The organism is Pseudonocardia sp. ICBG1034 (assembly GCF_020131375.1).
GTDB lineage: Bacteria > Actinomycetota > Actinomycetes > Mycobacteriales > Pseudonocardiaceae > Pseudonocardia > Pseudonocardia alni.
In genome coordinates, this window is sequence record NZ_JAHLEK010000031.1 from 1 (window position 1) to 11975 (window position 11975).

Genomic DNA, 11975 nt, shown 5'->3' on the forward strand with positions numbered 1-11975 from the left:
TCGGCGACGCCTCGCCAGGTGCCCGGTCGGACCCCGCGGTGGTCCGGGCGTCCTCGGCGGAGCACTGGCCTCGTAGCTCGCGATGACCCGCGCAGCGCGGGGGCGGAGCGGTCCCCGCGGTCGAGGAGGTCGCGCCGGTGGCGGCGCAGCCGTCGCAGTCCGCTGGCGTCGGGGGACGTCCGGCGAGGACGGCCTGGGCGTGCGCGCGGCACCGTGCCAGAGCAGCGGCGCGACCGCGAAGACGTCGTCGATGCCGGACTCGACGACGTCGAGCCCCTTCCCGACGTGGGCGAACGCCAGCTCCGGGTTGCCCCGCCACATCTCCAGCCCGGCGCGCAGGATCAGCAGCGGCAACCGCTGCTTGGGCAGGCCCGTCGATCCGGCGATCAGCTCGGCCGCGGTGAGGTCGACGTCGGAGCCGTCGAGGTCGCCACGGCCCATCCGCAGTCGGGCGCGGGCCAGGCGCAGCTCCAGCATCTGCGCCCGGACGGGCCGGCCGACCATGCCGTCGCCACTTCCCGTTCGGCTCGTCCCCCAGGCACCGGCGCGGAACAGCCCGTTCGCCGCCACCACCCGCGCGGACACCGACGAGGTCCGGCCCAGCCCCAGCCCGGCCATCCGCTCGGCTCCCGCCCGGGCCGCGGCGACGCCGTCGTCGAGGGCGTTGAGCGGGCCGGTCAGCAGCTCCGCGCGCCGGGCCAGGCACTCCCCAGCGTCTCCGGGTCGCCGTCGACCTCGGCGACGGCGACGGCCTCGGTCAGCGCGTCGAGTCCGGCGGCCCGTCGCGGGAGTGCGCGGCACCGAACCCGAGCGTCGCCAGTACCGACGCCAGCGCCCGCGGCTCCCCCCCCGGCGTGCCGCGACCAGTGCGTCCTCGGCGACGGCGCGGGCACCGGCGTAGTCGGCCCGGTCGAGCAGCGCGGCCGCGTAACCGGCGAGGACCTCGGCGCGGGCGGCGACGGCGGTGTCGGCCGGATCGTCGCCGGCGGGCAGGGCGGCGACGGCGCGCCGGTAGGCCTCCTCCGCCTCGGCCAGCTGGCCCGCCGCGCCGAGGTAGCGCCCCAGCCGGGAGCGCAGCACCGCCTGTTCGGTGCCGGGGGAGCGTCGGGCTCGCCAGCCGTTCGGAGAGCAGCGCCACGGCCGAGTCGTGGTCGCCCGCCAGGGCCGCCGCGGACGCGGCCTGCTCCAGGTAGCGGCTGCGGTCGCGGACGGCGTCGGGGACCGGCAGCGTCGCTGCGCGCAGCCAGTGCCGGTGCGCCTCGGCGTAGCCGCGCAGCCGTTCGGCCTCCTGTGCCGCGTCGAGGGTCGCCGCCAGCGCCTCGTCCGGGCGCCCGGCGAGCTGCCAGTGGTGGGCGAGGCGGGCCGCCGACCCGGGCACGCGGTGGCCGCCGTGCAGCGCGGTGGCGTAGCGGCCGTGCAGCTCGACCCGCTCGGCGGGGAGCAGGTCCGCGGAGGACGACCTCGGTCATCAGGCCGTGCCGCAGCGTGTAGCCGTCGGCACCGGCGACGACGACGAACCCCGGCGTCGGCCGCCTCCCGCACGGCTGCGGCCAGCTCCGGCCCGTCGACGTCGACGACGGCGGCCAGCAGCGTGTGCTCGACCTCCCCGACCCCGGCCGCCACGGCCCGCACGACCTCCACCGCCCCCGTCGACAGCCCGGCGGCGCCCGCCCGCACCAGCTCGCGGACGGTCTGCGGCACGCCCCGCGGTCCCCGTCGAGCACGGCACGGACGGTCTCGCGGGCCAGGAACACGTTCCCGCCGGAGTGTCGCCACACCAGGTCCTCGACGTCGTGGCGCTCCGGTGCCCCTGCGCGACCAGCTCGGCCAGCTCGTGCCGGGGCAGCGGCTCCACCCGGGCGAAGCGAACGCGCCGCGGTGCCGGCGCAGCTCCCCGGTGAGCCCGAGCAGGTCGATCGGGACGCCACCGGCCGGGTCGTCGCGGTAGGTGCGACCAGCAGCACCGGCGACGACGACAGCGCCGCCAGCAGGTAGGCGAACAGGTCGCGGGTGGAGCGGTCGGCGCGGTGCAGGTCGTCGACGACGAGCACCACCGGTGCCCGGCGGGCCGCCCGCTCGACGACGGCGGCCAGCTCGCCCAGCATCTCGACCCGCCCGGCCGGCCCGTCGGCGCGGTCCAGCCGGGACAGCGCGGCCGCGCACTCCCGGCCCAGCGCGCCGCGGGTGCGGGACTGCTCGCGCAGCGCCGACACGACGGGCCAGAACGGCGGGGCGTCGGCGATGTCCAGCGCGCGGCCGGACAGCACGACCGCGCCGCCGCTCGTCGCGGTGCGGCCGAACTCCGACACCACCGGGTCTTGCCGACCCCCGCGTCGCCGCCGAGGAGCACGGCCGAGGCCCCGCCGGCGACGGCGTCACGCAGCGCGTCGGCGAGCAGGTCCAGCTCCGCGACTCGGCCGTGGAACACCTCGGCCGGGGTCTCCCTCACGCCCGGCCACGATAGTGACGGTGTCGTCACCGTTCCAGGGGTCCCGCGGCGACGGTGCGCCGGGCGAGCAGGATCGACAGCCAGGCGTGGACGCGGGCGTCGGGCTCGCAGGCCCGGCCGTCCCCACGGGTGCAGCAGGTCGGCGTACCAGGAGGCCTCGGTGCGGGCGTCGTCGACGAGTTCGTCGCCGCCGCACAGGGCCAGCGCCAGCTCGCAGGCGGCGCGCACTCGCCACACCCAGAGCCGCTCGAACACCGTCACCCGACACCGTCACGCCCGGGCACTCGTCGGGGCACCGCCGGTGGTTACAGGCGCGGCGTCACGATCCGGCGACCTCGATCACGACCTTGCCGACGGCTCCGCCGGACCGCAGGTGCGCGACGGCGCCGGGGGCGTCGTCGAGGGACACGGCCCGGTCGACGGTGGCGCGCACCTGGCCGTCGCCGATCAGGCCGAGGACCGGCGTCAGCGCGGCGGCGACGGGCGCCCGCTCGTCGCGCTGCGGGACGCGAAGGTGGTCCCCGATGCAGGCGGAGCTGCGGAAGGACGGGGTGTCACGAACAGCAGGAAACGCGAGGTGAAGAAGATGAAGACCAGCAGACCGAGGATCGAGCCGAAAGCCGCACCGGCCGCGGAGTTCGTGACCGAGCCGAGATAGATCACCATCACCCGCTGCAGGATCGCGAACCCGATCGCGCCGATCAGCGCGGCCCTGGCCGCGCTGCGCAGGGACACGGGTTCGCGCGGCAGGCGGGCGATCACCCAGAGGAACACCAACCAGTTACCGGCGAGCACGAGCAGGAACGAGGCGATGCTCAGCAGCACGCGTGCCCACGTCGCCTCGCCGAGGCCGACCAGGTCGAGCAGGAACCTCCCCGCCGCGCCACCGATCGAGGAGATCGCGAACGACAGCACCAGGGCCAGCCCGAGCCCGACCAGGGCGAGCAGGTCGAACGCCAGCCTCTTGATCATCGGCGGGGCATCGTCCCGCTGGCCCCACTGCTCGGTCAGCGCCTCGCGCAGGTTGCTCATCCAGCCGATGCCCGAGTACAGCGCGCCGACCAGACCGATCAGACCGATCGCCCCGGCCCGGTCGATCGCGGTCTGCACGATCCCGCCGAGCAGCTCGCCGATCTGGCCCGGCGCGGCCGACTGGATCGCCTGGCGCAGGGAGTCGAGGAGCTCAGGGTTGCCGCGCAGCACGAACCCGGCCGCCGCGAACCCGACCATCAGCAGCGGTACCAGCGCCAGGATCGAGAAGTAGGTGATCGCCGCGGCGTAGTGGTCGCCGTGGTTCTCGGTGTAGCGCTCCCCCGCCCGGACCAGGTGGTCGAGCCACGGATGCTTCTCCCGCTGGCGGTCGAGGAAGGTCTCGGTCTCCTCCTCGTCGGTCTCCAGCCGGTGCGCGATCGTGGCAGCGCGGTTCTCGGCCATCATTCCCCCGGTTCGGTGGTTCTCCCCGCCCCGGGAGCGTCGCTCAGGCGGGCGGGAGGAACCCGATCCTCTCGTGAACCGCGGCCAGTGTCGCGCCGGAGACCTCACGCGCACGGGTGGCACCGCGCGCGAGCACCCGGTCGAGCTCGGCCGGATCGGCCAGGTAGCCGTTCACCTTCTCCGCGAACGGCTCCGCGAACGCGGCGACGATCTCGCCTCGCCCAGGTCCTTCTTCAGGTCGCCGTAGCCGCGGCCGACGTACTCGGCCTCGACCTCGGCGACCTTCCGGTCGGTCATCGCCGCGTTGATGGTGAGCAGGTTCGCGATGCCCGGCTTGTTCTCCGGGTCGAAGCGGATCTCGCGCTCGTTGTCGGTCACCGCGGACCGGATCTTCTTGGCCGAGGTCCGCGGCGGGTCGAGGAGCTCCACGATCCCGCTGGGCGACGACGCCGACTTGCTCATCTTCGCCGTCGGATCCTGCAGGTCGTAGATCTTCGCCGTGGCCTGCGGGATGTGCGGCTCGGGCACCCGGAACGTCTTGCCGAAGCGGTGGTTGAACCGCTGCGCGAGATTGCGGGTCAGCTCCAGGTGCTGGCGCTGGTCCTCGCCGACCGGGACGCGGTCGGCCTGGTAGAGCAGGATGTCCGCGGCCTGCAGGATCGGGTACGTGAACAGGCCGACCGTCGCCCGGTCGGTGCCCTGCTTGGCGGACTTGTCCTTGAACTGGGTCATCCGGCCGGCCTCGCCGAAACCGGTGATGCACTCCAGGATCCAGGACAGCCGCGCGTGCTCCGGGACGTGCGACTGCACGAACAGCGTGCAGCGGTCCGGGTCGAGCCCCAGCCCGAGCAGCTGCGCGGCCGCGACCCGGGTACGCCGGGCCAGCTCGGCCGGGTCGTGCTCCACCGTGATCGCGTGCAGGTCCACGACGCAGTAGAACGCCTCGTGGTCGTCCTGCAGGGCCACCCACTGCCGCAGCGCACCCAGGTAGTTGCCGAGGTGGAACGAGTCGGCCGTGGGCTGGATCCCGGACAGCACGCGGGGACGGTGGGCGTCGTTCATGCCCGCCATCGTTCCCTACCGTCCGTCATCTCGGGCGCACCGGGGACACCGAGTCCCGGGCGAACGCCCGCCCGCACTGCTCGCAGTCCAGCCGCACGCAGAGCGGCTGCCCGCAGGCCCGGTGGCGGATCGTGAGGTCGATCGGGGCGCCGTCCCCGCCGCACCAGCGGTGCGACCACTCGACCAGGCAGGCGTGGATCGGGAAGCTGGCCCGCCCCTTGTCGGTGAGGCGGTACTCGCCGTCGCCGCTGCGGCTGAGCACCCCGAGCGCGACGAAGCGGCGCAGCCGGTCCGACAGCACCTCCGGGGAGATCGCCAGCTCGTGGGCGAAGCAGGTGAACGCCCGGATCCCGGTGAGCGCGGCGCCGAGGACGGCGGCACCCCACCGGTCGCCGATGATCTCCATCGCACCGGGCAGGAACGAGAGCGGGTCGACGGGCAGCGTGCCGCGGGTGCGCCGCGGGTGCCTGCGGGCCAGCAGGTCCAGCCCCGGCGCCCACGGCTCGCGCTCGACGTCGGTGTCCCGCGGCCCGACCGCGCCGCCGCAGGCCGCGCAGCACACCCGCACCCGGGTGGGGCGGCCGCAGTCGCGGTGCACGATCTCGGGGAGCGGGACCTCCCGCGGGACCCAGGTCTTCTCCCAGTCCCAGGTGCAGATCAGCAGCTTCCAGATGTCGCCGCCGCGCTCGGTGAGGACGTAGCCGCGGCGCTCGCGGCCACCGTCGGCGTAGCTGCGGGGCTCGAGCAGACCCGCGTCGACGAGACCGCGCAGCCCGCGCCGACAACGTCGCGTCGGAGATGTTGAGGGTCTCCCGCCACCCCGCGTACCGGCTGACGCCGAGAAAGGCGCGCTGCAGGATCAACAGCGTCCAGGTGTCGGCGAGCAGGCCGAGACCGCCGCGCCCCACGGCGCCCAGCTCCTGCGGCCGCACCCGCTCGCCTCCCTTGACCCCGGACTGCTCAAGATCGTACCGTTGGCCTCACTCTGCCGATCGAAGCCGCGCCTCCGGGCACGGCCGGCGGCGGGGTGGACCGGGTCGGGGGGTCGGTCCACCGGCCGGGGCGGACGTCCTGCGACAGCGCGGTGAGGGGGCTGCGGCAGCCGCGGGGCGTCGTCCCGGTCAGCACGTCATCCGTTCTCCCGGTCCTTCTCCTGCTCCGGGTCCTCGGGTCGCGAGGCCGGCTCGACCGTCACCACGCCCTTGTCGAGGTCGATCGGGCCGAGCCGCCACTGCTGCCCGCCCTGCGCGGCGTCCGAGTCCTCGTGCATCCGCTTCCGCGGGAACATCTCTCCGAGTACACCCATACCGCCACCGTAGGCCGATCGGCGGCCGAGCCGGTCCCGCGCGGCCCGGGGGCGGCGCGGGACCGGCCGGGATCAGGCCGGGGTCAGCGGCAGCATCCGCGGCCCGGTACCCGACGCCGGGGTGAGCACGCGGGGCTCGCCGCGGTAGGTCGTCGTCCGCTGCCGGACCGGGCGACCGGCGGCCGCCGCGATCGCGGTGAGCTCGGCGACGGAGCGCTCGGAGCCGTTCTCCGAGCCGGCCATCCGGGAGATCGTCTCCTCCATCAGGGTGCCGCCCATGTCGTCGGCGCCCCCGGCCAGGATGTCCGCGGCGAGGTCGTCGCCGAGCTTCACCCAGGAGCACTGGACGTGGTCGATCCGCCCGTGCAGTGCGAGCCGGGCGAACGCGTGCACCGCCCGGTTGTCGCGCTCCGTCGGACCCGGCCGGGCGATCCCGGCCAGGTAGATCGGGGCGTTGTGGTGCACGAACGGCAGCGGCACGAACTCGGTGAACCCGCCGGTGCGGTCCTGGATCGACGCCAGTGTGCGCAGGTGCCCGAGCCAGTGCCGGGGCTCGTCGACGTGGCCGTACATCATCGTCGAGCTGCTGGGGATCCCCAGCTCGTGCGCGGTCGAGACGACCTCGATCCACTGCGACGCCGGCAGCTTGCCCTTGGTCAGCACCCACCGGACCTCGTCGTCGAGGATCTCGGCGGCGGTGCCCGGGATCGAGCCGAGCCCGGCGGCCTTCAGCTCGGTCAGCCACTCCCGGATCGACACCCCGGCCTTGGCCGCCGCGGAGACGATCTCCATCGGGGAGAACGCGTGCACGTGCATCCCCGGCACGGCCGCGGTGACCGCGCGGACCAGGTCGGCGTAGAACGACACCGGCAGCTGCGGGTCGATGCCGCCCTGCACGCAGACCTCGGTGGCGCCGTCACGGGCGGCCTCCGCGGCGCGCTGGGCGACCTCGTCGAGCGAGAGCCGGAAGGCGTCGGCGTCGCGCTCGCGCTGGGCGAACGCGCAGAACCGGCAGCCGACGTAGCAGACGTTCGAGAAGTTGATGTTCCGGTTGACCACGTAGGTGACGTCGTCCCCGGTGACCTGCCTGCGCACGTCGTCGGCGAGGTCGAGCAGCGTGCGCAGCGCGGGCCCGTCGGCGGTCAGCACGGCCATCGCGGCGTCGGCGTGCGCCGGGTCGAGCAGCGCTGCCGGGTCGGACGCGGCCAGGTCCAGCCCGGCCCGGACGTCGGAGTCGAGCCGCTCGGGGGCCGCCCCGTGGCCGGCGCGCTGGTGCTCCAGCTCGGCGGCCACCTCGTCCCAGTCGCCGTAGACGTCGCCGAAGTCGCTGCGCCGGTCCTCGGTGCGCCCGGTCGTGTCGATCGTGGCGTTCAGGTCGGTGCGCCCGGTCGAGGCGAACCCGCCGTCGGGTTCCTGCCATGCCCGCCCCTCCACGACGGCGTCGGGCCGGGCGAGCCCGTCCGGCCCGGCCAGCGCGGCGACGTGGCCGTGCAGCCGCGCGTCGATCCACGGCGACCCGGCCCGCACGTACTTCGGGTAGGCGGTGAGCCGCTCCTGCAACGAGAAGCCCTCGGCCTCGGTGATCGCGGCCAGCTCGTCGACGGCGGGCCACGGCATCTCCGGGGACACGTGGTCCACCGTCACCGGGGAGACACCACCCCAGTCGTCGATCCCGGCACGCAGCATCAGCGCCTGCTCGTCGCCGACGAGGTTCGGCGGCGCCTGCAGCCGGACCTTCGGGCCCAGCACCAGCCGGGCGACGGCGATGGTGGCGGCCAGGTCCTCCAGGTCGGCGTCCGGGTCGTTCGCCATCGCGGTGTCGGGCTTGGCGCGGAAGTTCTGGACGATCACCTCCTGCACGTGCCCGTGCGCGCGGGCGGCGGAGCGGATCGCGAACAGCGACTCGGCCCGCTCGGTGCGGTTCTCGCCGATGCCGATCAGGATGCCGGTGGTGAACGGGACGCCGACGCGGCCGGCGTCGGTGAGGGCGCGCAGCCGGACCGCGGGCTCCTTGTCGGGGCTGCCGAAGTGCGGGCCGCCCCTCTCGAACAGCCGCTGCGACGTCGTCTCCAGCATCATCCCCATGCTGGCCGCGACCGGCTTGAGCCGGGTCAGCTCCTCCCAGCTCATGACGCCCGGGTTGAGGTGCGGCAGCAGCCCGGTCTCCTCCAGGACGGCGATCGCGCAGGCCCGGACGTAGTCGAGGGTGGAGTCGTAGCCGCGCGCCTCGAGCCACTCGCGGGCCTGCGGCCAGCGGTCCTCGGGGCGGTCGCCGAGGGTGAACAGGGCCTCCTTGCAGCCCTGCGCGGCGCCCTGGCGGGCGATCTCGACGACCTCGTCGCGCTCCAGGTACATGTCGTCGAGCCTGTGCGGGACGGTCGCGAACGTGCAGTAGTGGCAGCGGTCGCGGCAGAGCCGGGTCAGCGGGATGAAGACGTTGCGGGAGTAGGTGACCACGCCCGGGCGGCCCTCCTCGACCAGTCCGGCGTCGCGGACCCGGCCGGCGTGCCCGAGCAGCTCGTCGAGGTGCTCACCGCGGGCGGCGAGCAGGACGGCGGCCTCGGTGACGTCGAGGGTGGACCCGTCCCGGACCCGGCGCAGGGCCCGGCGGAACGCCGAGTCCGAGGGCACCGGTTCGGCGGGTGCGGGGGTCGGGAGTCCGACCGGCGGTTCGGCCTCGGCCGGGACGGGTGCGGCAGGAGTATCGGCCATGCCACCCACACTAGGTTTCGCGGATCATCGCAGCGACCGTCCGTTTCCCGGCGATGGATCACGGCCGATGCGGGAATACGGCTCAGGCGACCTCGGCGGGCGTCCCGCCGGTGACCGCGACGAGCTCGTCGAAGGTCGTCGGGAACACCGAGCGGGCCACCCCGCCGGCCGCCCAGACCCGGTCGAAGTCCCCCAGTGCGACGTCGACCAGGGTGCGTACCGGCGCCGGGTGCCCGACCGGGGCGACCCCGCCGATGACCTGCCCGGTCGCCTCGCGCACGAACTCCTTGGACGCCCGGCCGACCCGCTGCGCGCCGACCAGGGCGGCGACCCTGTCGGTGTCGACCCGGTGCGCGCCGGAGGTGAGCACGAGCAGCGGGGCGCCGTCGGCGTCGAAGACCAGCGAGTTCGCGATCTGGCCGACCTCCACCTCCAGCGCGGCGGCCGCCGCGGCCGCGGTGGTCACCGCGTCGGGCAGCAGCACCAGGCCCGCGATCGACGCGGGATCGGCACCGGCCCGGCGCAACGCCTCCTTCACGGCGGCGACGCGGGGGTGGTCGGCGGGGTGTTCGACGCTCCGGCTCACCCGGCCCATCCTGCCCCCGCCGCGTCCGCGGGCGCCGCCGGGTTCCCGCCGCCGGGTGTGTTCAGAGGACGGCGAGGACCAGCAGCACGACGACGACCACGGCCAGCACCCCGGCCACGCCCAGCAGGATCCAGCGGTTGCGGCCGAGGTCCCCGCCCGGGGACCGGGGCCGCGCGCCGCGTTCGAACAGCTCGGCGGCCCGGTCGTGGGTCGGGCGCTCGGCCGGGTCGTCGGCGGTGAGGCCGTCCAGGACCGTCGCGAGCGCGCTGCCCGCCGACGGGCGCGGGCCCGCCGCCTCGCGCAGGACGACACCCAGGCACCACAGGTCCGCGGCCGGGGTGTCGGCGCCCTCGGGGGCGGCGGGCGCACCGTTCCCGCCGGGGCGCGGACCGACCGCGCGGGCGAGGCCGACGTCGGTGAGCAGGGCGCGGCCGTCGGCGGCGACCAGCACCGCGTCGGCGTCGAGGCCGCCGTGGGTGCCGCCGTCGGCGTGCACCGCACGCAGTGCGGCCAGCACGTCCCGGCCCACGAGCGCGACCTGCCGGGGAGAGGGCGGCGCCGTCCCGACGACCGCACCCAGCGGTCGCGCCTCCGGGTGCTCGGTGACCAGGTACTCGCGCATGTCCCCGGCCGAGGACCGGTCGGTGACCAGGTCCAGCACCCCGACGACCGACGGGTGGCGCAGCCGTCCGGCCGCCCGGACCTCGGTGAGCAGCCGCTCCCGGACCCCTGCGACCGCGGGCAGCGCGATCTCGGTGACGGCGACGGTGCGGCCGGTGATGCGGTCCTCGGCTCGGTGGGTGGGCCCGAAACCGCGCCGGCCCAGCTCGTCGAGCAGCAGGTAGCGGCCGCCGACCATCCGGCCGGCGATCACACGGCCCCCAGCCGGACGACGACGGGGGCGTGGTCGGAGAAGCGCCGGTCGTGCGCGGGCGCCCGGTCCACGACGGCCTCGTGCGCGGCGTCCGCGAGCCCGGGCGTGGTGACGATGTGATCGATCCGCCACCCGGTGTCGTTGTCGAAGGCCCGCCCGCGGTAGCTCCACCACGAGTACGGCCCGTCGACGCCCGGGTGGCGCTCGCGCACCACGTCGCGCCAGCCGTGCTCGAGCAGCTTCGCGAACCACTCCCGCTCGTGCGGCAGGAACCCGGAGTTGCGCCGGTTCCCGCGCCAGTTGCGCAGGTCCAGCTCGGTGGGCGCGATGTTCCAGTCCCCGCCGACGACCATCTGCCGCCCGGTCGCGGCGCACCGGTCGAACGCGGTGCGCAGATGGTCACCGAAGGCCGCGCAGAACGCGTCCTTGTGGTCCTGCCGCTCGGTGCCCGCCTCGCCCTTGGGCAGGTACAGCGAGGCGACGGTGAGCCCGCCGGGCAGGTCCACCTCGAGGTAGCGGCCGTCGAGGTCGGTGGTGGGGTCGGTGCCGTTGCTCGCTCCGCGGGCTCCGCTCGGGAAGCCGATCCGTACCGCCTCGGGCTCGTCCCGGCTCAGCACCGCGACGCCGTTGCGGCCCTTCGCCGTCAGCGACGGGGCCAGGCGCAGGTGCCAGCCGCCCTCGTCGAGCGCGGCCAGGAAGGCGGCCGGCAGCTCGTCGGGCCGGGCCCGGACCTCCTGCAGGCAGACCGCCCGCGCGTCGGTCGCGGCCAGCCACTCCAGCAGCCCCTTGGTGGCGGCGGCACGGACCCCGTTGACGTTGACCGTGGCGAGCGCGTTCACACCGTCTACTGTGCCGCACCCCTGATCACGCTGCGCGACGGGTTCAGCACCGGCTGCCCGAGGTCGCGGCGACGGAGTCCACCGGGACCCACTGGTTCTGCTCGGTGAGCTTGCGGAAGCCGCCGTCGACGATCGTCTCGGCCGCGACCTCGGTCCCGACCGGGAGCGTGCGGACCGGCGCCGCCGAGTCGCCGGGCGCCGAGCGCACCGTCACCTGCTCGCCCTGCACGACGACACGGCACCCGGTGGTCTCCAGGTTCCCGGTGACACCGCCGTAGGCGAGGGCGACGACCGTGAGGCCGACTCCGATGAGCCCGACCAGCGGCCAGCCCCTCAGGAGCGACTTCCGGGTGAGCCCGAAGACCTTCGCCACCGTGGTTCCCCTCCCGCCGAGCGCTGCCGCGACCACGGTAGCCGGTCCGCGGCCGTGGGCTCGACCACCACGGGGGTGTCGGGCCGGTTACTCCTGCGGGCGGGCGGGGCCGGTGAACAGATAGCGTGTGGCCCAGTCAGCGGGTCGCCGCGCCGGGGACCCGCCCGGTCGTCCCGGGCCCGTCCGCCGGCGCCGTCGCGGCCCGCTCGCTGGACACGGCAGCACACACGACGAGCCGAGGCAGGCCTGAGGACGCGATGAAGCTCATCTACACGTACACCGACGAGGCGCCGGCACTGGCGACCCACTCCTTCCTGCCGGTCATCGAGGCCTTCGCCGG

At 75.1% G+C, this 11975-nt stretch carries 11 protein-coding genes and 2 pseudogenes; 1 reads left to right on the forward strand and 12 read right to left on the reverse strand.

What is annotated here, in order from left to right; all coding sequences use genetic code 11:
• The 12 genes and pseudogenes from KPF22_RS31545 to KPF22_RS31600 all read right to left on the reverse strand — a co-directional run.
• Window positions 1–1080 (reverse strand): hypothetical protein (locus tag KPF22_RS31545; protein WP_224404268.1); only part of this gene is annotated, 1080 nt, incomplete at its 3' end.
• Between the two features lie 932 nt (window positions 1081–2012).
• Window positions 2013–2312: pseudogene (locus KPF22_RS33800) on the reverse strand (AAA family ATPase); the annotation flags it as partial.
• A gap of 456 nt (window positions 2313–2768) precedes the next feature.
• Window positions 2769–2882, reverse strand: coding sequence for a hypothetical protein (locus tag KPF22_RS32615; protein WP_308010503.1), 114 nt, complete (start codon window positions 2880–2882; stop codon window positions 2769–2771).
• Window positions 2883–2914: 32 nt separating this feature from the next.
• Complete coding sequence (yhjD, locus tag KPF22_RS31560) at window positions 2915–3886, reverse strand: inner membrane protein YhjD (RefSeq protein ID WP_224404264.1); 972 nt, start codon at window positions 3884–3886, stop codon at window positions 2915–2917.
• 40 nt (window positions 3887–3926) lie between these two features.
• Window positions 3927–4945 (reverse strand): annotated as a pseudogene (gene trpS / locus KPF22_RS31565) (tryptophan--tRNA ligase).
• A gap of 25 nt (window positions 4946–4970) precedes the next feature.
• Window positions 4971–5543, reverse strand: a complete 573-nt coding sequence (locus tag KPF22_RS31570; protein ID WP_224404265.1) for a helix-turn-helix domain-containing protein — start codon at window positions 5541–5543, stop codon at window positions 4971–4973.
• 531 nt (window positions 5544–6074) lie between these two features.
• Complete coding sequence (locus tag KPF22_RS31575; protein WP_224401463.1) at window positions 6075–6251, reverse strand: hypothetical protein; 177 nt, start codon at window positions 6249–6251, stop codon at window positions 6075–6077.
• Window positions 6252–6323: 72 nt separating this feature from the next.
• Window positions 6324–8963, reverse strand: a complete 2640-nt coding sequence (locus tag KPF22_RS31580) for a bifunctional FO biosynthesis protein CofGH (protein WP_224401462.1) — start codon at window positions 8961–8963, stop codon at window positions 6324–6326.
• Window positions 8964–9045: 82 nt separating this feature from the next.
• Window positions 9046–9549: a YbaK/EbsC family protein gene (locus tag KPF22_RS31585; RefSeq protein ID WP_374107462.1), complete on the reverse strand. Its 504-nt coding sequence runs from the start codon at window positions 9547–9549 to the stop codon at window positions 9046–9048.
• Between the two features lie 61 nt (window positions 9550–9610).
• Window positions 9611–10423 (reverse strand): protein kinase, encoded by an 813-nt coding sequence (locus tag KPF22_RS31590; RefSeq protein ID WP_208826018.1) that lies wholly within the window; start codon window positions 10421–10423, stop codon window positions 9611–9613.
• Window positions 10420–11262 (reverse strand): exodeoxyribonuclease III, encoded by an 843-nt coding sequence (locus KPF22_RS31595; RefSeq protein WP_208826019.1) that lies wholly within the window; start codon window positions 11260–11262, stop codon window positions 10420–10422. The genes KPF22_RS31590 and KPF22_RS31595 overlap by 4 nt, the downstream gene beginning before the upstream one ends.
• 43 nt (window positions 11263–11305) lie before the next feature.
• Window positions 11306–11635: a hypothetical protein gene (locus KPF22_RS31600; RefSeq protein ID WP_208826020.1), complete on the reverse strand. Its 330-nt coding sequence runs from the start codon at window positions 11633–11635 to the stop codon at window positions 11306–11308.
• A gap of 125 nt (window positions 11636–11760) precedes the next feature.
• On the opposite strand from KPF22_RS31600, the gene KPF22_RS33490 reads away from it, so the two are divergent.
• Window positions 11761–11975 (forward strand): NADP-dependent isocitrate dehydrogenase (locus tag KPF22_RS33490; RefSeq protein WP_224404266.1); only part of this gene is annotated, 215 nt, incomplete at its 3' end.

What these genes read in the sequence shown, in the direction of transcription:
- yhjD (WP_224404264.1), bottom strand. Translation starts at nt 3,886, where the DNA reads ATGATGGCCGAGAACCGCGCTGCCACGATCGCGCACCGGCTGGAGACC.
- KPF22_RS31575 (WP_224401463.1), bottom strand. Translation starts at nt 6,251, where the DNA reads ATGGGTGTACTCGGAGAGATGTTCCCGCGGAAGCGGATGCACGAGGAC.
- KPF22_RS31580 (WP_224401462.1), bottom strand. Translation starts at nt 8,963, where the DNA reads ATGGCCGATACTCCTGCCGCACCCGTCCCGGCCGAGGCCGAACCGCCG.